This is a genomic window from Marinovum sedimenti, assembly GCF_054052205.1.
The window spans coordinates 626,169-645,797 of record NZ_CM133223.1 but is presented as its reverse complement, the minus strand read 5'-3'; the positions used below and the strand labels follow the sequence as shown (position 1 = coordinate 645,797).

The following is a 19,629-nucleotide window of genomic DNA, read 5'->3' as shown; positions in this document are numbered from 1 at the left end:
CCCCTAGCGGCTAAGCGCCTGGTCAGCCCAGGCGAAAAGTTTCTCGATGGCAGAGCCGGTGGACACAGCCGCCGGCGCAGCAGCGATCTCGGGTGCCCGGTCGCTGCCCTTGCGCGGCGGCAGGTACTTGTTCACCGGCTTATAGCCGAACTCATCGAGCAGGTTGAAACCGCCCCGGTCCGCCACGTTCTGCGACACTGCGCTGTCAGGATCGCCCAGATCGCCAAAGGCCCGCGCGCCGGTGGGGCAGGCCTTGACGCAGGCCGGTACGCGGTCTTCTTCGGGGATGGTTTCGTTGTAAATCCTATCGACGCAAAGCGTGCATTTCTTCATCACCCCATCGTCATGGTCATACTCGCGCGCGCCATAAGGGCAGGCCCAGGAACACAGCTTGCAGCCGATGCAGGTGTCGGGATTGACCAGAACGATGCCGTCTTCCTCGCGCTTGTAACTCGCGCCAGTGGGGCAGACCGTCACGCAGGCGGGCGTCTCGCAATGCAGGCAAGAGCGCGGAAAATGGACGGTGCCGGTGAAATGATCGTTGGCGATTTCATAGCTGTGCACCCGGTTAAGGAAGGCCCCGTCGGGATCGCCGCCGTAGGGGTCGTAATCGGTGAGCGGCGCGGAATAACCGCCGGTGTTCCATTCTTTACAAGAAGTTACACAGGCATGGCAGCCGACACATTTATCAAGGTCGATGACAAGGCCAAGGCTTTTGTCGGTGCTTTCGGGCAGATCGGTCATCGGCGCGGCTCCGGGTTGGGCAAATGGTTCGCATCAGGTGCCGACGCGTGCGCGCGGCGCGCATGCGCCATGCCCGACCTCCCCCCCGGGAGGGCATTTTCCCGGCAGACGCTCCACACGCGGCGCGTCATGGTCTGCGAAACCACGGAGGCGCTTAGTTGAGCGGCCCCCCCGAGGTCGGGCATGACGCCTGCGCGCCTTTGGTCCGTGTGTGCAACAGTCATTGCGCCGGCTCTTTCCATTCTGCGCCAAAGGCAAGCGTGTCGGGGCTGTCTGGCTGGCTGGCGTTGCCCAAGGGTTCGAACAGCGGTTCAGTGCCGGCGCTGTCGGCCTTTTCGATCCTCACCCGCAGGTCAAACCAAGCCGCCTGACCGGTCAGCGGATCCGAATTGGAATAGCGATAGCCACCGCCGCCCTTGGGCAGCAATTCCGAGATCAGGTGGTTGAGCAGGAAGCCGTCTTTCATCTCGGGCGCATCGTCATCCAACCCCCAGGCCCCGCGCCGTTTGCCGATGGCGTTCCAGGTCCACACCGTGTGCGGATTGACCCCGTCCATCAACCGGATCTGGCATTTCACCCGACCAAGGTGCGACGAGAGCCACACCCAATCGTCATCCACCAGCCCATGCTCGGCCCCGACCGAGGTATGCACATAGAGCCGGTTCTGCGCGGTGATCTGGCGCAGCCAAGCGTTCTGCGAGCCCCAGGAATGGTACATATGCATCGGCCGCTGGGTGATCGCGTGCAGCGGGAAGCCGTCGACCATCTGCTCCTCAAATGGCGGATACCAGAACGGCAGCGGATCAAAGTGGTCGCGCACTCTTTCGCGCGCCCGCTCGGGCGGTTGCCGCTCACCATGGCCAAGCGCCGCGAGCCGGAATTTCTGCATCGGTTCGGAATAAAGCTGAAAGATCGTCGGCTCCGGCGACAGGCGAATGCCCTTTTCGATGCCCCAATCCAGATAGCCTTTGTTGGCATGGCGGAAATAGGCATGGCTCGGGTCGAGCTTCAGCCCAAAGAAGGCGCCGTTTTCGATGTATTTGTTAAGCTGGTCCGGGTTTGACGCGCCAACGCAAGCCTGATCACCGTCTTCTCCGCGCCAGCCCGCCAAAGGCCCGATGCCCGGTTTGCGCTGGTGGTTAACGATGTAATCCGCATAGCCGCCGGGGTATTTCGCGCCACCATCTTCGTTGACAAATCCCGGCAATTTCAGCCGCGCGCCAAGGTCGATCAGCACCTCCTGAAAGCCGCGCACATTGCGATCGGGTTTGACCACCGGATGGCGGATCGCATCGGCCACCAATTCGGGCTCGGAAATCGGGCGATCCAGCAGGGAAATGCAGTCGTACCGTTCAAGATAGGTGGTGTCGGGCAGGATCAGATCGGCGAAAGGCACGGTTTCGGAGTAATACGCGTCGGAATAGATGATCTTGGGGATTTTATAGTCGCCGTTGTCATCCTTGGCGGTCAGCGCATCAAGCGTGCCGCCGACATTCATCGAGGAATTCCACGCCATATTCGCCATATACATGAACAGCACGTCGATGCCGTAGGGGTCTTTGGTGGCGGCGTTGTTGATCACCATATGCATCAGCCCATGGGCCGAAATCGGCGCATCCCAGCTAAAACCTTTGTCGAGCCGCGTCGGGTTGCCTGCGTCGTCGAGCAAGAGGTGCTCGGGCCCATGCGGAAAGCCCAAATGCGGGCCACCCAGCGGCATTTCCGGCTTGATCGATCCGGCAGCGCCGTGGGGCAAAAGGTTGGGCGGGGTTTGTTTGGGGTAGGGCGGTTTATAGCGAAAGCCGCCAGGGCAATCGATCGAGCCCAGCAGGATTTGCAGGATGTGAATCATCCGGCAGGTCTGAAACCCGTTGGAATGGGCGGAAATCCCGCGCATCGCATGCATCGAGATCGGTCGCCCGATCATCTTGTCATGTTTGCGCCCGGCCCAATCGGTCCAAGGCTGATCGAGCACGATCTCTTCTTTGAACGCCACATGTGCCAGTTCGGCGGCGATCTTGCGCATCTGGTCGGCGGGCACGCCGGTGCGGTCGGCCACAGCTTCGGGGGTGTAGTCGTCGTCCAAGTAGCGCTCGGCCATCAGCTCAAACACCGGGCGCGCAGAACGACCATCGGGCAGGGTGCGCGCGCCGGTCAGGGCGGGCTGGATGTCGGCGGATTTGCCATTGCCAAAGCCCTCGGCGGCCTTGTCCCAGACCATCGGATTGCCCTTGTCATCGCGGGCAAACAGCCCGTCATCGGCGCCACCGGGGTCTTGGATCACCAGCCACGGCGCGTTGGTGTAGCGCACGAGGTAGTCGAGATCGATCTGCTGGGTGCGGAACAATTCGTGGATCAGCGCGCCGACAAACAGCCCATCAGTGCCGGGGCGAATGCCGACCCATTCATCGGCCACCGCGTTATAGCCGGTGCGCACGGGGTTGACCGAGACAACCTTGGCCCCGCGGTCTTTCAGCTTGCCGATACCGATCTTGATCGGGTTGGAGGCATGATCCTCGGCCACACCGAACAGCATGAAATACTTGGTCAAATCCCAATCGGGATCGCCAAATTCCCAAAAGGCACCGCCAAAGGTATACAGGCCGCCCGCCGCCATATTGACCGAGCAAAACCCGCCATGCGCGGCGAAATTCGGCGTGCCGTATTGCATCGCCCACCAACCAGTAAGGCTCTGGCTTTGATCGCGTCCGGTGAAGAATGCCAGTTTCTTCGGATCGGTCTTGCGCACGGTGCCAAGCCAATCGGTGGCCAGCGTCAAAGCTTCGTCCCACGAGATTTCCTCGAACTGGCCTGAGCCGCGCGGGCCAACCCGCTTCATCGGATTGCGCAGACGGGCGGGGGAATAATGCTGCATAATTCCGGCGCTGCCTTTGCCGCAGAGCACGCCCTTGTTGACCGGATGGTCTCGGTTGCCCTCGATATAGCGCACCTTCTGTTTGCCATCGGCCCCGGTCTTAAGATGCACGTTGATGCCGCAGCGGCAGGCGCACATGTAACAGGTGGTCTGCTTCATCTCGTCGCCAACCGGCGTATTCGTCGCGATCTTGGGGCTGCCTGTCATGCCGGTCTGTCCTGACTTCACTGCGATTCAAGGAGGACGTTTGCATAAAACCTTGGCGGGAGGAAAGAATTCCCGCGCTTACGTGGCGAAATGGATGGATTTTCTTTTGAAGGCCGCGGTGCGGCGGGCCACCATGCGCAATCAGCAACAGCGCGCATCCCGAAGATGCGCGAACCCTTTCGGTTTTGGCGGGGGTTAGCGCGTTGTGGTGCGGGTGTTGCCCTGCGACGTGACGCGGATTGTGGTGATCCCGGCAAGCTGTTGATCGGTCAGCCGGATCGCGGCCGTCACGGTGCGGACGCGGGGCGTGCCCTGGCCTTCACCCGCCTGCGGTTGGATGGCGCGCATCTCATACGACAGGGTGGCCTCATTGTCCGACGGCACTTCGATCAGCCGAACATCGAAGCTTGCCACCGAGCGGAAGATGCCGGTGACTTCGACCACGGCCCCGCCGGGCACCTGACGGGCGTTCAGCTCGGTCACCTGTTGCACCAGCGTGCCGGGATAGGGCGGCGCGGGAGCACGATCAAAGAACGACCGGCGCTCGGGGATCAGGGTGTTGACGGTGTCGGTGTTGGGGGTGACGTCGGCGGCGGCTGCATCGCTGCCCCCGAACCAGTTGAACGGATTGACGCGCGAGTCGCGCACGGTTGCACAGCCCGCCAGCGACGTTGTCACCACCAGTGATGCCAGAACCAGTTTGCGCATGGGGCCACTCCCTTTGACTTTTCTCCGGGTTAGCGCATTGGTGCAGCGTTGAAAAGCAATTGCGGCTGGACCTTTGGCATTTGGCTGCATAGGTGAGGGGAAGTTGCATCGGAGGGGTTATGGCCAGCGCTGCATTTGAAGAGATTGTCGAGGATTTCGAGTTCCTCGAAGATTGGGAAGACCGGTATCGCTATGTGATCGACAAGGGCCGCGACATGGCCCCGCTTGATGACGCGCTAAAGGTGCCGGCCACCAAGGTGGACGGTTGCGCCAGTCAGGTCTGGCTGCACATTCGGCCCGCCACGGATGGATTTCAGTTTGACGGCGACAGTGATGCGATGATCGTGCGCGGTCTGATCGCGGTGCTGCGGGCGCTGTATAACGGCGTGCCGGTGGCCGAGGTGCCTGCGGTCGATGCCGGAGCGGAACTGGCGCGGCTGGGGTTGAACGACCACCTGTCAGCGCAGCGCTCAAACGGGGTGCGTGCCATGGTGGAGCGCATCCGCGAACGGGCAACCGCGTCCAATTGAGAGGGGCGAAAATCCATTATGGATTTTCACCGAATTTTTGAAAATTCGGCCCGCGCGCGAGGGCGGGCCGATGTTGGATCAAAACGGGATTTCGTCGTCGATGTCGCGGCTCGGCGGTTTTCCGCCACCTTGGCCGCCGCCGCCACCTTGGCCGCCACCGCCGCCATAGCCCTGATCCTGCGGGTCGTTGCCATAGCCGCCGCCGTAGCTGTCACCGCCACCGCCGCCACCATATCCGCCACCGCCTTGGCCGCCACCACCGCTGCCGCCGCCATCGCGACCGTCAAGCATGGTCAGCGTGCTGCCAAAGCCCTGCAGCACGACTTCGGTGGAATAGCGATCGTTGCCCGACTGGTCTTGCCACTTGCGTGTTTGCAACTGGCCTTCGATGTAAACCTTTGAGCCTTTACGCAAAAACTGCTCTGCCACGCGCACGAGGCCTTCGCTGAAGATTGCGACGGAGTGCCATTCCGTGCGCTCCTTGCGCTCACCGGTGTTGCGATCCTTCCAGTTTTCCGAGGTGGCGATGCGCAGGTTGCACACCTTGCCGCCGTTCTGGAACGCGCGCACTTCGGGATCGCGCCCGAGGTTTCCGATGAGAATAACTTTGTTGACTGACCCGGCCATGATGCTCCCCGATTGTCATATTCTGTTTGCGCCGCAGATCGAATCCGGCGGCGACGTCCGGCCGACCCTACCTCAGCTTGTCGCAGTGAAAAACTCGGAAACGGCCCCAGTCTTTCCGAATCCCGAGAATTCAGTATATTTCCGCAAAATAAGACGGGGACAGTGTGTATGCGCAGGCTTTTGGGCGTGGTTTTAAGTGTGGCTTTGCTGCCAGCGGGGCTTCAGGCCGAAACGGTATCGTCCAAGGGGCGGGCGCTGTTGTTCAAATCCCAGACCGGTATTCTGGATCGCCGCGCCTCGCAGCAGTACAAAAGTTCGGTGCGGTTGCAGCCGCCCAAGGTGATCACCCCGACGAAATGGGACGAACAGGCCGCCCCGACCAAGCGCTACACCGGCAAATACAAAGGCATCTTTTCCGGCATGGCGCGGGATGCCGCGCGTCGGCATGGCGTGCCCGAGGATCTGTTTCTGCGCCTCGTGCAGCAGGAAAGCGGCTGGAACCCGAATGCCGAGAGCCACAAAGGGGCTTATGGTCTGGCGCAGTTGATGCCGGGCACAGCGCGGGTGTTGGGGGTGAACCGCAAGGACCCGGCGCAGAACCTCGAAGGCGGCGCGAAGTACCTCAAACAGCAGTATAAAACCTTTGGGTCGTGGCGGTTGGCTTTGGCCGCTTACAACGCCGGGCCGGGTGCTGTGAAGAAATACGGTGGGGTGCCGCCCTACAAAGAGACCAAGAATTACGTCAAGGTGATTTGGGGCAGCTGAGAGCTGTGGCGCGCGGCTGAGGCCCTATAAGCGGCTCTAAACATACCGTTATACTGTCGGCTCACCCGTCCTGCCATTCGTCCGGCGGCAGCGGGTGAAACGGGTATTGCGCCAGATCTTCGTAAATAGGCGCGCCGCCGCCAAGGGTCGACCGGGTCAGCACGACGCTCTCGGCAGTAAACCCGGCAATCTTAGCACCGGCCTTGTCTGACAGCACCTCTTGCACCGCACCGTGCACGCCGGGATGGGGCCTGTTGCCGAACCTTGCGAGGGTGACATGCGGGCGGAACTTCTGCCGATGCGGGGCAAGCCCAGCGGCGCGGGCGGCGCTTTGGACAGCGCGGTGCAGGTGGTCAAGCTCGGGCGTGGGGCGGATCATCGCCGCCAGCAGCCGGGGCTTGGTGCCGCCAAACAAGTCAAGACCAACGAAGTCCACATCAAACGGCCAGATGTCGAGATCGCCGAGCACTGCGTCAAGATCGTCGAGCTGCTGCTCTGTGACCTCGGCAAAGAACGCCAGCGTGACATGCATCTGGTCCAGCGGCACAAGGCGCCCGACGTGCAACCCGGTCTGGAGATCGCCCAAGTCATCGCACAGCGGCTCGGGCAGGGGCAGGGCAACAAACAGCCGCATGCGCGGGTCAGCTCATGCCGCCGCTATGGCGGAACATGGGGCGACCTGCCGGGCCTGCCGGGCCAGAGGGCGGGGTTTTCGGCTTGGTTTCGGGCTGGGCGTCTCGGCGCAGGGCCGTGGGCGCTTGGCCGGTGTGCTGCTGAATAAACCGGGTGAAATAGGCCGCCGAGCCAAAGCCAAGGTGGCTGGCGACGTTCTGCACCGGCGGGGTCGGCTGTGCGAGCAACAGCCGCGCCTCATGCAGCACCCGTTGGGTGATCATATCAGCGGCGGTCAGCCCGGCATTCTCGCGGCACACCCGCGTCAGATGGGTCGGCGTCACGTCAAGCATCTCGGCATAATCGGCCATATTGCGCCCGCTGCGAAAGTTCTCTTCCAGCAGATCGGCAAACCGACGCGACAGCCTTTGCCCCGCCGTTTCGCGGCCCTGCAACGCGGGTGAAACCTTGTCGCCCTCGTCATGCATCGCCAGCATCTGACGGCGCAGCCAAACGGCGGCGAGGTTGAACTTGGCCAGCAGCGCCTCGGCCTGAAGCGGGCGCACGGTCGAGACTTCGCGCTGTAACATCTCGACAATGCTGGACAATTCGCCCTGCGCGGTGACATCGCGAATGCGCAAATGCTGCGAAGAGGTGGGCAACAGCGGATGGTTGCCATCCTCAATCACAATCGCCTGCCCGAAACATTGCGAGCCGAGTTCCAGCGCAAATTGCGCGCCGGGCGGCAGATACAGCACATTGTTGGTGCCAAGACCCCGGCGCAACCCACGGATCATCGCGCGGCCCTGACCGCGAGTGATCCAGACCAACAAATGATCGGTGCGGGCATGGGGCAACGCCATCTGCCACGCGCCACCCGCCGACAATTGCGCCAGCGTCACCACCCGCAGCGGCAGCGTGTCCGCCTTTTCAGGCGTGGGCGTTTCGGCCTGATGCACAGTCACGTCTTACCGGTCCTTTCGGGACAAATGCCCTGACGGCGCGCACACAAGCGACGCCCTGATGAAACCATTTCAACTGATTGCCATCCCCGCCGCAACGCAGAAATTCTGCGCAAGCGACAAGACACCTATCCCAGTGCCGCAGCATCAATGCCGCGCCACGCCTTCATCCGTGATCGTAACCATGTGCGCTGGCGCTTGGCAAATTGACAGGTGGCCACGGTGGCCTTTTCCCGCGCACGGCCAAGCGGAATATCGCCGCGCAAATGCGCGATAAGCTCAGGCGCGCCGATTGCCTTAAAACTGGGCAGATCCGGCGCGTAACGCGCCAGATTGGCGCGGGCTTCGTCAAGCGCACCCTGTTCGAGCATCAAATCAAAGCGCCGGGCAATGCGGGCATTCAGCCAGTCCCGCTCGGCATCCACCCGCAACGCCACAGCGCGCGACAGCGGCAACAGCGGCGCCGGGGTGGCGTCCTGCCAATCGGCCAGCCCGCGCCCGGTGGTTTCCTGCACCTCCCAGGCACGTTGCACCCGCATCGGGTTTTGCTGGTCGATCCGCGCCAAGGTCGCGGCGTCGATCCCAGCCAAGAGCGCCTGATGCCCCTCGGCAGTGCGGAGCGCGTCACCACGTTCGCGAATCGCAGGCGGGGTGGGCGGAATTTCCGCCAACCCTTCGGTCAGCGCCGCGAAATACAGCCCGGTGCCGCCAATGATGATCGGGCGTTCGGGGCCAGCGAGCAGCGGCGCAACCTCGCGCAGCCAATGCCCGGCGGAATACTCTGCGTCCCAAGCGACATGGCCATACAAAAGGTGAGGCGCGCGGGCGAGATCACCCGCACCGGGGCGCGCGGTCAGCACCTGCCAATTCTCGAACACCTGACTGGCGTCGGCATTGATGATCACGCCGCCCTGCGCCTCGGCAATGGCCAAGGCAAGCGCCGATTTGCCGCTGGCGGTCGGACCGGCAATCAACACAGGTTGCTCTGGCGAGAGATCAGAGGGAAGCGCAGTCAACCTAGGGGCTCCATTAACGATATGTACAGAATTTCCGACGAATGCTGCATTGAACTGTCCCGCGTTTTCCGACACTTTGCGCGCAATCTAGACAGCTGCTTGCCCGGAGTACACCATGACCGATGCGTCCGCCGAAATCGATGCCCAAGTGATCAAATACAAACGGGTGCTTCTTAAAATCTCAGGTGAGGCGCTGATGGGCGATCAGGGCTATGGCCTGCATCCGCCCACGGTTGAACGGATCGCACGCGAAGTGAAATCGGTGCATGATCTCGGGGTCGAAATCTGCATGGTGATCGGCGGCGGCAACGTCTTTCGCGGGCTGCAAGGCAGCGCGCAGGGCATGGAACGCACCACCGCCGACTATATGGGCATGCTTGCCACCGTGATGAACGCGCTCGCGATGCAATCCTCGCTTGAGGGGCTTGGGGTGTTCACGCGGGTGATCTCGGCCATTCCGATGGATCAGGTCTGCGAGCCCTACATTCGCCGCCGCGCGGTGCGCCACCTTGAGAAAAAGCGGGTCTGCATCTTTGCCGCGGGCACCGGCAACCCGTATTTCACCACCGACACCGCCGCCACCCTGCGCGCCAATGAGATGTCCTGTCAGGCGATCTTTAAGGGCACAAAGGTGGATGGGGTTTACGACAAAGATCCGGTCAAATTCCCCGACGCCAAGCGGTATGAGACCGTGAGCTATGACGAGGTGCTGCAAAAACATCTCGGCGTGATGGACGCGAGCGCGATTGCACTGGCGCGCGACAACAGCCTGCCGATCATCGTGTTTTCGCTTGATGAGCCGGGCGGGTTCCGCGGCATTCTGGCCGGGCGCGGCACCTATACCAAGGTGGGCGGCTGACGTTACGGTTCCGCGTGGCCTATGGCGGGGGTGGTCACTTGGCTGTCCACCCGCAGCCACTGGCGGCCACTGGCGACCCTTGCGCGACCCTTTGGCCAATACTGCGTTTTATCGGTCCGTTTCACAGGGCGATTCACCGGCCAATTGCCCACAACTTTTTACGCGCCATTTGAAACCCGCAATAATCTGTGCAAAACGGATGGGCCGGTGTATATCCGGGGGCCAAAGCGCCACCGGTTGCCAGACAGGGAAAGAGCATTAACGACATGTCCGACGATTTCATTCTTGATACCGACGATCTCCAGCGCCGCATGGACGGCGCGATGGCCAACCTTCGAACCGAGTTCGCCTCGCTGCGCACCGGGCGGGCCTCGGCCTCGATGCTCGAGCCGGTGCAGGTCGATGCCTATGGCAGCATGACCCCGATCAACCAGGTCGGCACGGTAAACGTGCCCGAGCCGCGCATGGTGACGATCAATGTCTGGGACAAGGGCCTTGTCGGCAAGGTCGAAAAGGCCATCCGCGAAAGCGGGCTGGGCATCAACCCGCAGCTGAATGGCACGATCATCATGCTGCCGATCCCCGAATTGAACGAAGAACGCCGCCGCGAGCTGACAAAAGTTGCAGCGCAATATGCCGAAAGTGGGCGGGTTGCGGTGCGCAACGTCCGGCGCGACGGTATGGACCAGATCAAGAAGGCCAAGGCCGATGGCATGTCGGAAGATGACCAGAAGTTCTGGGAAACTGCGGTGCAGGAAATGACAGACACCTATGTCAAACGCGTGGACGAAATGCTCGACACCAAGCAAGCCGAGATCATGCAGGTCTGAGTTTTCAGGTCTGAGCTTGGCGGTCGGGCCTTTGGGCCCGGCGCAGCACGGAACCCCCGACGCAGGAGCCATGATGGCGCGCGATGCAAAAGACCCTGAGGTGCACCGAGGCCCACGCCATGTGGCGATCATCATGGATGGCAACGGACGGTGGGCGCAGTTGCGCCATCGTCCGCGGCTGTTTGGCCATCAGGCCGGGGCGCGCCGGGTGCGCGAGATTGTCGAGGCCTGCCCGGAGTTCGGGGTCAAGTATCTGACGATCTTCGCTTTTTCGACCGAAAACTGGAAACGCACCCAGACCGAAGTTGCCGGGCTGATGAGCCTGTTTCGCCGCTATATCCAAAAGGAAATGGAGGCGTTTCGGCGCGAAAACGTGCAGGTGCGCTTTATCGGCGATCGGGTCAAGCTTGACGCCAAGCTGCGCAAGCTGATGGACGATGCCGAGGTGCAGACCCGCGATTGCACCGGCACCAACCTCACCATCGCGCTGAACTATGGCAGCCGCGATGAGGTGGCGCGCGCCACCAAACGGTTGGCGCAGGATGTGCGCGACGGGCGGCTTGATCCCGAGGATGTGGATGAAGAGACCCTGCCAAAGTACCTTGATACCTACGTGCTGCCCGACCCCGATCTGGTGATCCGCACCAGTGGCGAGGCGCGGGTGTCGAACTTTCTTTTGTGGCAATCGGCCTATGCGGAATACGAATTTATCGATACGCTGTGGCCGGATTTCTCGTCAGAAGAGTTCGGTCGGCTGGTCGGGGCCTATGGCAAACGTGACCGCCGGTTTGGCGCGGTGAAGGTGTAAAGCGATGGCAACAGGTGGAAACTGGGATGATCTGATCGCCCGCGTCGGCTCGGCCATTGTGATGGTCGCGGTCGGGCTGGTGGCGATCTGGCTGGGCGGCTGGGTGTTTCGGATCGGCGTGGCGCTGGTGTGCGGCGCGATGGTCTGGGAACTGATGCGGATGATCGGGGCCGACCAGAAACTGGCGCTGATGATTGGCGGTCTGTCGGCCTTTGCCCTGCTGCTGGCAAGCATCCTGCCGCCGGGATTTGCGCTGCCTCTGCTGCTCGCGCCGGCCTTTGTGGCGCTAAGCCAGTGGCGCAAACATCTGGGTATGTTCATGCCGTTCTCGGTTGGCATCCTGCTGTCGGGTTTTGGCATGATCGCCCTGCGTCAGGATTTCGGCCTGATGTGGCTGATGTGGCTGGTGCTGGTTGTCGTTGTCACGGATGTGGCCGGATATTTCGCTGGGCGGATGATTGGCGGGCCAAAGTTCTGGCCCCGCGTCAGCCCGAAAAAGACCTGGTCCGGCACGGTTGCGGGCTGGATCGGGGCGGCGGCGCTTGGCGTGGTCTATTGGCTGCTGACCGAGGCAGGGCCGAATGTGATCGGGATTTCCATCGCGATTTCAATGGCCTCTCAAATGGGGGACATCACCGAAAGCGCGATCAAGCGGCGGATGGGTGTCAAGGACAGCTCGACCCTGATCCCCGGTCATGGCGGTCTTTTGGACCGGTTTGACGGCATGTTGGGCGCGGCGCTGTTCCTGCTCTTGGTGGCGCAGATCGTCGATTTCCCGCCCGGCATCGCCTTATGACAAGACGCGTTTCTATCTTTGGCGCGACTGGTTCCATCGGACAAAACACCATCGACCTGATTGCCCGCGATCCGGGCGACTATGACGTTGTGGCGCTGACCGGCGGGCACAATGTGGCGCAATTGGCCTCGGATGCGCGGCGGCTTAACGCCAAGCTCGCGGTGACGGCGCATGAGCAGTGCCTCGCACCTTTGCGCGCGGCGTTGGACGGGTCGGGCATCGAAGCCGCAGCGGGCGAGACAGCTTTGATCGAGGCGGCGTCGCGGCCCGCCGATTGGGTGATGTCGGCGATTGTCGGCGCGGCGGGGCTGGCCCCCGGGTTGCGCGCGCTCGAACAAGGCGCGACACTGGCGCTGGCCAACAAGGAAAGCATGGTCTGCGCTGGGGCATTGGTCACTGAAACCGCGCGCAAACATGGCGGGCAGGTCTTGCCGGTCGACAGCGAACATTCCGCGGTGTTTCAGGCCCTGATTGGCGAGGATATGGCGGCGGTCGAGCGGGTGATTATTACCGCATCCGGCGGAGCCTTTCGCGACTGGCCGATCGAGAGGCTGCGCGATGCGACGCCCGAACAGGCCGCGACCCATCCCAATTGGGACATGGGCCAGCGGATCACCATCGACAGCGCTTCGATGTTCAACAAGGCGCTCGAAGTCATTGAGACGCGGGAGTTTTTCGGCCTCAACCCCGATCAGATCGAAGTGCTGGTGCATCCTGAAAGCATGATGCACGCGCTGGTGGGGTTTCGCGACGGCGCGCTGATGGCGCATGTCGGGCCGCCGGATATGCGCCACGCGATCGGCTTTGCGCTGCACCATCCGAAACGGCAGGATCTGCCGGTCGAACGGCTTGATCTGGCCAAGATCGCAACGCTGAGTTTCAGTGCCCCAGATGAGCAACGCTGGCCCGCGCTGCGCCTTGCGCGTGAGGTGATGGCGGCGGGCGGTCTGGCGGGGGCGGTGTTCAACGCGGCCAAGGAACGCAGCCTTGATCGGTTCCTCGCGTATGAGATCAAATTCACCGATATGGCATCGGTGGTCGAAGAGGTGCTCACCAGATTGTCAGGTCAGGCGGGTCTCATTGGCGCCGCAATGACCCTTGATAACGTCGCGCAGGTGGACCATTTGGCACGACAAGAGGCAGACCGGGTCATCCGGGACATAATATAAAAAGGGTAGGGCGGTTTGGATATTTCGCAGTTGATCCCGCAATTCGGCGGCACGTTGTTTACATTGGTGGCCTTTGTGGTGGCGCTGTCTATCATCGTCGCCATTCATGAATACGGCCATTACATCGTGGGCCGCTGGTCGGGGATCAAGGCGGATGTGTTCTCGCTCGGGTTTGGCCCGGTGCTGTTCAAACGCACCGACAAACATGGCACGGTCTGGCAAATCGCGGCGCTGCCCTTGGGCGGCTACGTCAAGTTTCGCGGCGATGCGGATGCGGCTTCGGCGGGCACCGATGAGGCGGCCGTCGCGGCATTGAGCGAAGAAGACCGGCGCACCACAATGGCTGGCGCTCCGCTTTGGGCGCGCACGGCGACGGTGGCGGCGGGGCCGATCTTTAACTTCGTGCTGGCGATTGTGCTGTTTTCGGCGCTGTTCCTGACGCGCGGTGTGATTTCCGAGCCTCTGACCGTGGGCGAATTGCGCCCGATGCCAACCACGCAAGAGCTTCAGGAAGGCGATGTGCTGTTGTCCGTCGCCGGGGCAAATGTGCCTGACTTCAGCGATGCCGACGGGTTTTCCGCCTTTGTCGAGGCGCTGCCGTCGCGCAATGATCTCGACTACCGGGTGATCCGGGGCGGTGATGAGATTACCGTGACCGGCCCCTATCCTTATCCGCCCAACATCACCCGGCTGGTGCCGCGCTCCGCCGCCTATGACGTTGGGCTGGCGCAGGGCGATGTGATCATCGGCGTGGATGGGCAAGAGATTGCCACCTTTGAAGAGGTCAAGACGGCGGTTGAAGCCTCGGAAGGCCGCGCGCTGTTGCTTGATGTGTGGCGCGATGGCGAAACGCTGGAATTTGCGCTCGCCCCGCGCCGGGTGGACGAACCGGGCGCCGAGGGCGGCTTTGTCACCCAGTGGCGGGTTGGTATCGTCGGCGGGTTGTTCTTTGAACCGGCCAAGACCGCGCCGGGCTTTGGCAAAGCGGTGCAGGGCGGCGTGTTGCAGACCTGGTCAATCATGAAGGGGTCGGTTTCGGGGATGTGGCACATCGTGACGGGCCAGATTTCCTCGTGCAATCTGTCCGGTCCGGTGGGCATTGCCGAAACCTCGGGGCAGATGGCGGCGCAGGGCACATCGAACTTCCTGTGGTTTGTTGCGGTGCTTTCGGCAGCGGTTGGGCTGCTCAACCTGTTCCCGATCCCGGTGCTTGATGGCGGTCACCTGGTGTTTTACGCCTATGAGGCCGTTGTGGGCCGCCCGCCGCATGACAAAGTGCTGAGCGTGCTGATGACCATCGGGATTGGTATTGTCCTGAGCGTCATGGTGTTTTCGCTGTCCAATGACCTGATCCTCTGCCCATAGGCAGAGGTTCGCCGGTCACAGGGGCGATCACACGCGCAAGATGTGGCGGTTTTGCCGGGGCAGGGGAAACCTGCCCTAATCTCGCCAGAATTGAATGCTAGGTCTTGGGCTGTAACGCCCGAGAAAGAGCAAGAAAATGCAGACTTTAACCCATGGATACCGCGGCCTGCGCCTGATTGCGCACCTCAACATCGACCGGATGTTGTTCCTTGGAACGATGGCCGCTGCCTTGATGCTGGCCGGATATCTGCCCACTTTTCTCTGAACCTATCCATATTTTGTGGCAACACCTCGAAATTTACTGCTTTTCTAGGCTTGCTTGCTTTTGACAACCCGCGCTGATCCCGGTACTCACCAAGCCATGGATGTTAAACGGATTGGCTCATGAAAATGCGAGTGGGAGCACGCGGCACCGGACGCGGCACAAAAAATTCAGTCAAATCTGTTCTGTTTGCCGGTGCGGCTGCGGTCGCGTTTCAGGCGACTGTTCTGCCAATGCCGCTTTCAGCGCAGAGCTACAGTTTCACCGAAGTCAGCGTTGAAGGCTCGCAACGTGTCGAGCCCTCGACCATTCTGACCTACGCCGGGATTGCCCGCGGTCAGCAGGTGTCGGCCGCGCAGTTGAATGACGCCTACCAGCGTATTCTGGCCTCGGGTCTGTTCGAAGAAGTCGAGATTGTGCCGGTTGGCGACAAGCTTGTCATTCGGGTGGTGGAATTTCCAACGATCAACCGCGTGGTGTTTGAAGGCAACCGCCGGATCAAGGACGAAGAGCTTGAGACGCTGATCACGTCGGCCTCGCGCCGGGTGTTCAATGTGGCCACCGCCGAACGCGATGCACAGCTGATTGTGCAGGCCTATTCCGAGCAGGGCCGCGCCGCCGCGCGGGTCACGCCCAAACTGATCCGCCGCTCCGACAACCGTGTCGACCTTGCCTTTGAGATCCTCGAAGGCGGCGTGATCGAGGTGGAGCGGGTGTCCGTTGTGGGCAACAGCAAATTCTCTGACAGCCGCTTGCGCCGCATTCTGGAAACCAAACAAGCCGGGATTTTCCGGTTGCTTATCCGGCGCGACAGCTTTGTCGAAGACCGGATTGCGTTTGACCGGCAAGTGCTTACCGATTTCTACCAATCGCGCGGTTACGTTGATTTCCGGGTCAATTCGGTCAACGCCGAACTGGCAGAAGAGCGTGACGGCTATTTCATCACGTTCAACGTGCAGGAAGGCCAGCAATTCTCGTTTGGCCAGATCACCACGGTCTCTGACCTGCCCAACGTCGATCCCGATGAATTTGCCGATGTCGTGAAAATCCGCCAGGGCGTGACCTATTCGCCCTCGCTGGTTGAAAACGAAATCGCCCGGATGGAGCGTTTGGCCAACCGCAAAGGTCTTAACTTTGTGCGGGTCGAACCGCGCGTGACGCGCAATGACCGCACGCTTGAGCTCGACATCGAATTTGTGCTGTCGCAAGGGCCGCGCATCTTTATCGAGCGGATCGATATCGAGGGCAACACCACCACGCTTGACCGGGTTGTGCGCAACGAATTCAACGTGGTTGAGGGCGATCCCTTTAACCCGCGTGAAATCCGCCAGTCGGCCGAACGCATTCGCGCCTTGGGCTATTTCGCCAACGCGGATGTTGAGGCGCGCGAAGGGTCGAGCCCGCAACAGGTGATCATTGACGTTGATGTTGATGAGGCACCCACCGGCTCGATCGGGTTTGGCGGCACCTATTCCACCGACGGCGGCGTCGGCGGCAATATCTCGTTCAACGAGCGTAACTTCCTTGGCCGTGGCCAGCAGCTTGGATTTGATTTCTCGACGGCGTCGGGCACATCGAACTATGGCTTCAACTTTGCCGAGCCTGCGTTCCTGAACCGCGATCTGCGCTTTGCCATTGCGCTGGGATATTCGGAAACCGACAACCAGTACGATGACTCTTATGACACCACCATCGGCTTTTTCACCACCAGCCTGACCTTCCCGGTGGCGGAATTCAGCACGCTGCAAACCCGTTATTCGGCGCGGTTCTCGGAAATGCGCAACGCGGGTGCCGATCTTGGCGATATCCTGAAAGCCGAGGTTGATCAGGGCGCGCTGTTGTCCAGCGGTCTGGGCTATACCTATTCTTATGACACCATCGACCGCGGACTTGATCCAACGGCGGGTGTGCGGCTGTCCTTTAGCCAGGATTTCAATGGCCTCGGCGGCGATATTCTTTCGGTCAGCACCACGGCACGGGCCATCGCCCAGAAAAAGGTGCGCAACGAGGAAGTCACGCTGCGCGCGGTGTTTGAAGGTGGCGCACTTTGGACCGACGGCGACAGCCGGGTGATTGACCGGTTCCGGCTTGGATCGTCGCGGATGCGCGGGTTTGAGCCCGGCGGTATCGGCCCGCGGGAACGTGGCCCCGGTGTGGACGATTCGCTTGGCGGCAACTTCTTTGCCGTGGCACGGTTTGAGGCGGAATTCCCGCTGGGTCTGCCCGAAGAATACGGGCTGTCGGCCGGTTTGTTCTATGATGTCGGCTCTGTCTGGGGGCTCGACAACACGAGCACCACAACGGCAGGGCACAGCGTTGTGCATGATGAACCTGCGGCCCGGCATGTGGTTGGCGCGTCGCTGTTCTGGACCACCGCCATCGGCCCGCTGCGGTTCAACTTTACCAAAGCGTTGCAAAAAGAAGAGTATGACGAAGATCGTTTGTTCGAATTCACCGTTGCGACGCAATTCTGATGTCGGTCTGACGGCCCGCAAGGGTCTGACAGGCATGGCACGGCGCATCAAAGGGGCGGCGGCACAATGTGCCGTTGCCCTGTTTGTTCTTGGCACCGGCGTCACAGCGCAAGAGCAGCCCCTGCGCAGCCAGGTGCTGGTGATCGATTTCGAAGAAGTGTTTCAGGCCTCGGCCCTCGGGCAAGAGATCCAGCAGGAAATCGAAGACCGCAGCCGCGAGCTTGCTCAGGAAATCGCCGCGATCGATGCCGAAATGGCCGCCGAGGAAAAGGCGCTGACCGTCAAACGCGAAACGCTGCCCCCAGAAGACTTTCGCAAATTGGCCGACGCTTTTGATGTCAAGGTGCAGCGTCTGCGCGATGAGCAGGACGAAAAGGCGCTGTCGCTGAACCGGTATCAGGCCGATGCTCGGCTGCGTTTCCGTCAGGCGGCGATCCCGATTGTTGGGCGAATGATGCTGGAATCGGGCGCTGTTTTGGTTATCGAAAAGCGCAACGTATTGGTATTTAACGAAGTTATAGACATCAGCCAGATCACCGCCGAAACGCTGGACACCATCACCGCCGCACCCGAGGTGCCGGCGGTGCCGGACGGCGTTGCGGTGCCAGAGACCGTGCCGCCGAGTGAAGACGAGAACGCTCCAGAAGGTGCAGCGGCCGAGTGATCGGTGCGGCGAAGCTTGCCGTGGCGCGCCGCGATTGCTAGGACCAAAGGCACACTTGGGGCTTGGACCCCGAGACCAAGGGACCAGGGACGGAAAAGGATTTAAAATGACCGAGACGCTCAAAACCGCAGATATCCAATTGATTCAGCGGATCCTGCCGCACCGTTATCCCTTTCTTTTGGTTGATAAAGTGGTCGACATTGACGGCTATGCCTCTGCCAAAGGCATCAAGAACGTCTCGATGAACGAGCCGCATTTCCAAGGCCACTTTCCCGGCACGCCGATCATGCCGGGCGTCACGATTGTCGAGGCGATGGCCCAGACCTCGGGTGTGATGATCGGCGTGGCGATGGATCTGGCGGACAAGGATCTGCTGATCTACTTCATGGCGATCGACAAATGCAAATTCCGCCGTAAGGTCATTCCCGGCGATGTGCTTGAAATGAATGTCAAAACCACGCGCGGCAAGCCCGGCGGCAAGGTTTGGAAATTCAGCGGCGTCGCCACGGTTGAGGGCGAAATGGCGGCAGAATGCGAATTCACCGCGATGATGGATATCTGATGGCCGAGACCTTCATTCACCCCAGCGCCGTGATCGAGGACGGGGCCGAGATTGGCGAAGGCTGTCGCATCGGGCCGTTCTGTCACATCGGCCCCAAGGTTGTTCTGGCGCCGCGGGTCGAGCTGAAAAGCCATGTGGTTGTGACCGGCATGACCGAGATTGGCGAAGACACGGTGGTGTTTTCCTTCGCCGTGCTGGGTGAAATCCCGCAGGATCTCAAATTCGACGGTGAGGAAACCCGCCTTGTCATCGGCAAGCGCAACCGCATCCGCGAGCATGTGACGATGAACACCGGCACCGCGGGCGGTGGCGGTCTGACCCGTGTGGGCGACGATGGGCTGTTCATGGCGGGCTGCCATGTGGCGCATGATGTCATGGTCGGCAACAAGGTGATCGTGGTTAATTCTGCCGCGCTCGCCGGGCATTGCGTGATTGAGGATGAGGTGATCATCGGCGGGTTGTCGGGCGTGCACCAATGGGTGCGCATCGGCCACGGCGCGATCATCGGCGCGGTGACGATGGTGACGAATGACGTGATCCCGCATGGTCTGGTGCAGGCTCCGCGCGGCAAGCTTGACGGGCTTAATCTTGTCGGCCTGAAGCGGCGCGGCGTGGCGCGCTCGGACATCACCGCGCTCCGGGCGGCGTTTCAGATGCTGGCGCAGGGCGAAGGCGCCTTTGCGGAACGCGCCACGCGACTGGGGGCCGAAACCGAGAGCGAGTATGTCCGCGAGATTGTGGAGTTTATCCTCGGCAAATCCGACCGGCATTTCCTGACCCCCGGAGGCTAACTC

At 61.4% G+C, this 19,629-nt stretch carries 20 protein-coding genes; 13 read left to right on the top strand and 7 right to left on the bottom strand.

All coding sequences use genetic code 11. The features are described 5' to 3' along the window. Nucleotides 1-3 precede the first annotated feature (3 nt). The 3 genes from ACW9UO_RS03115 to ACW9UO_RS03105 all read right to left on the bottom strand — a co-directional run bounded on the left by ACW9UO_RS03115 (nt 4) and on the right by ACW9UO_RS03105 (nt 4,534). Complete coding sequence (locus ACW9UO_RS03115; RefSeq protein ID WP_457087529.1) at nt 4-744, bottom strand: 4Fe-4S dicluster domain-containing protein; 741 nt, start codon at nt 742-744, stop codon at nt 4-6. A 220-nt stretch (nt 745-964) separates the two neighbouring features. After that, on the bottom strand, nt 965-3,826 hold the full coding sequence (locus ACW9UO_RS03110) for a molybdopterin oxidoreductase family protein (RefSeq protein WP_457087528.1): 2,862 nt from the start codon (nt 3,824-3,826) through the stop codon (nt 965-967). A 195-nt stretch (nt 3,827-4,021) separates the two neighbouring features. Next, complete coding sequence (locus tag ACW9UO_RS03105) at nt 4,022-4,534, bottom strand: hypothetical protein (protein WP_457087527.1); 513 nt, start codon at nt 4,532-4,534, stop codon at nt 4,022-4,024. Between the two features lie 119 nt (nt 4,535-4,653). On the opposite strand from ACW9UO_RS03105, the gene ACW9UO_RS03100 reads away from it, so the two are divergent. Continuing rightward, a complete protein-coding gene (locus ACW9UO_RS03100) occupies nt 4,654-5,064 on the top strand; it encodes a SufE family protein (RefSeq protein ID WP_457087526.1) in 411 nt (136 codons plus the stop codon). A 78-nt stretch (nt 5,065-5,142) separates the two neighbouring features. Here the strand turns inward: ACW9UO_RS03100 and ssb are convergent, their stop codons facing one another. Beyond that, on the bottom strand, nt 5,143-5,691 hold the full coding sequence (gene ssb / locus ACW9UO_RS03095; protein WP_457087525.1) for a single-stranded DNA-binding protein: 549 nt from the start codon (nt 5,689-5,691) through the stop codon (nt 5,143-5,145). A gap of 168 nt (nt 5,692-5,859) precedes the next feature. Here ssb and ACW9UO_RS03090 point away from each other — a divergent pair, with 168 nt between their 5' ends. Further along, entirely contained in the window at nt 5,860-6,456 is a 597-nt protein-coding gene (locus ACW9UO_RS03090; protein ID WP_457087524.1) for a lytic transglycosylase domain-containing protein, read from the top strand. A gap of 61 nt (nt 6,457-6,517) precedes the next feature. Here ACW9UO_RS03090 and thpR read toward each other — a convergent pair whose 3' ends face one another. The 3 genes from thpR to miaA all read right to left on the bottom strand — a co-directional run bounded on the left by thpR (nt 6,518) and on the right by miaA (nt 9,046). Beyond that, entirely contained in the window at nt 6,518-7,090 is a 573-nt protein-coding gene (gene thpR, locus ACW9UO_RS03085; protein WP_457087523.1) for an RNA 2',3'-cyclic phosphodiesterase, read from the bottom strand. A gap of 7 nt (nt 7,091-7,097) precedes the next feature. Continuing rightward, a complete protein-coding gene (locus ACW9UO_RS03080) occupies nt 7,098-8,033 on the bottom strand; it encodes an AraC family transcriptional regulator (RefSeq protein WP_457087522.1) in 936 nt (311 codons plus the stop codon). Nucleotides 8,034-8,158: 125 nt separating this feature from the next. Next, nucleotides 8,159-9,046: a tRNA (adenosine(37)-N6)-dimethylallyltransferase MiaA gene (gene miaA, locus ACW9UO_RS03075; protein WP_457087521.1), complete on the bottom strand. Its 888-nt coding sequence runs from the start codon at nt 9,044-9,046 to the stop codon at nt 8,159-8,161. 115 nt (nt 9,047-9,161) lie between these two features. On the opposite strand from miaA, the gene pyrH reads away from it, so the two are divergent. The 11 genes from pyrH to lpxA all read left to right on the top strand — a co-directional run bounded on the left by pyrH (nt 9,162) and on the right by lpxA (nt 19,626). Continuing rightward, nucleotides 9,162-9,905, top strand: coding sequence for a UMP kinase (gene pyrH, locus ACW9UO_RS03070; RefSeq protein ID WP_457087520.1), 744 nt, complete (start codon nt 9,162-9,164; stop codon nt 9,903-9,905). Between the two features lie 266 nt (nt 9,906-10,171). After that, nucleotides 10,172-10,735, top strand: coding sequence for a ribosome recycling factor (gene frr, locus ACW9UO_RS03065; protein ID WP_457087519.1), 564 nt, complete (start codon nt 10,172-10,174; stop codon nt 10,733-10,735). A gap of 70 nt (nt 10,736-10,805) precedes the next feature. Next, complete coding sequence (locus tag ACW9UO_RS03060) at nt 10,806-11,543, top strand: isoprenyl transferase (protein ID WP_457087518.1); 738 nt, start codon at nt 10,806-10,808, stop codon at nt 11,541-11,543. 4 nt (nt 11,544-11,547) lie between these two features. Beyond that, nucleotides 11,548-12,339: a phosphatidate cytidylyltransferase gene (locus ACW9UO_RS03055; RefSeq protein ID WP_457087517.1), complete on the top strand. Its 792-nt coding sequence runs from the start codon at nt 11,548-11,550 to the stop codon at nt 12,337-12,339. Beyond that, on the top strand, nt 12,336-13,508 hold the full coding sequence (dxr, locus tag ACW9UO_RS03050) for a 1-deoxy-D-xylulose-5-phosphate reductoisomerase (protein WP_457087516.1): 1,173 nt from the start codon (nt 12,336-12,338) through the stop codon (nt 13,506-13,508). The genes ACW9UO_RS03055 and dxr overlap by 4 nt, the downstream gene beginning before the upstream one ends. A 15-nt stretch (nt 13,509-13,523) precedes the next feature. Then, entirely contained in the window at nt 13,524-14,873 is a 1,350-nt protein-coding gene (gene rseP, locus ACW9UO_RS03045) for an RIP metalloprotease RseP (RefSeq protein WP_457087515.1), read from the top strand. Between the two features lie 136 nt (nt 14,874-15,009). Then, nucleotides 15,010-15,138 (top strand): hypothetical protein, encoded by a 129-nt coding sequence (locus ACW9UO_RS03040; RefSeq protein WP_457087514.1) that lies wholly within the window; start codon nt 15,010-15,012, stop codon nt 15,136-15,138. Between the two features lie 119 nt (nt 15,139-15,257). Next, nucleotides 15,258-17,609, top strand: coding sequence for an outer membrane protein assembly factor BamA (gene bamA, locus ACW9UO_RS03035; RefSeq protein WP_457087513.1), 2,352 nt, complete (start codon nt 15,258-15,260; stop codon nt 17,607-17,609). Beyond that, nucleotides 17,563-18,273, top strand: coding sequence for an OmpH/Skp family outer membrane protein (locus ACW9UO_RS03030; RefSeq protein ID WP_457087512.1), 711 nt, complete (start codon nt 17,563-17,565; stop codon nt 18,271-18,273). The genes bamA and ACW9UO_RS03030 overlap by 47 nt, the downstream gene beginning before the upstream one ends. Before the next feature lie 106 nt (nt 18,274-18,379). Further along, the gene (gene fabZ, locus ACW9UO_RS03025) at nt 18,380-18,835 is read left to right on the top strand and encodes a 3-hydroxyacyl-ACP dehydratase FabZ (RefSeq protein ID WP_457087511.1); all 456 of its coding nucleotides are present in this window, start codon (nt 18,380-18,382) and stop codon (nt 18,833-18,835) included. After that, on the top strand, nt 18,835-19,626 hold the full coding sequence (lpxA, locus tag ACW9UO_RS03020; protein ID WP_457088593.1) for an acyl-ACP--UDP-N-acetylglucosamine O-acyltransferase: 792 nt from the start codon (nt 18,835-18,837) through the stop codon (nt 19,624-19,626). The genes fabZ and lpxA overlap by 1 nt, the downstream gene beginning before the upstream one ends. Nucleotides 19,627-19,629 lie beyond the last annotated feature (3 nt).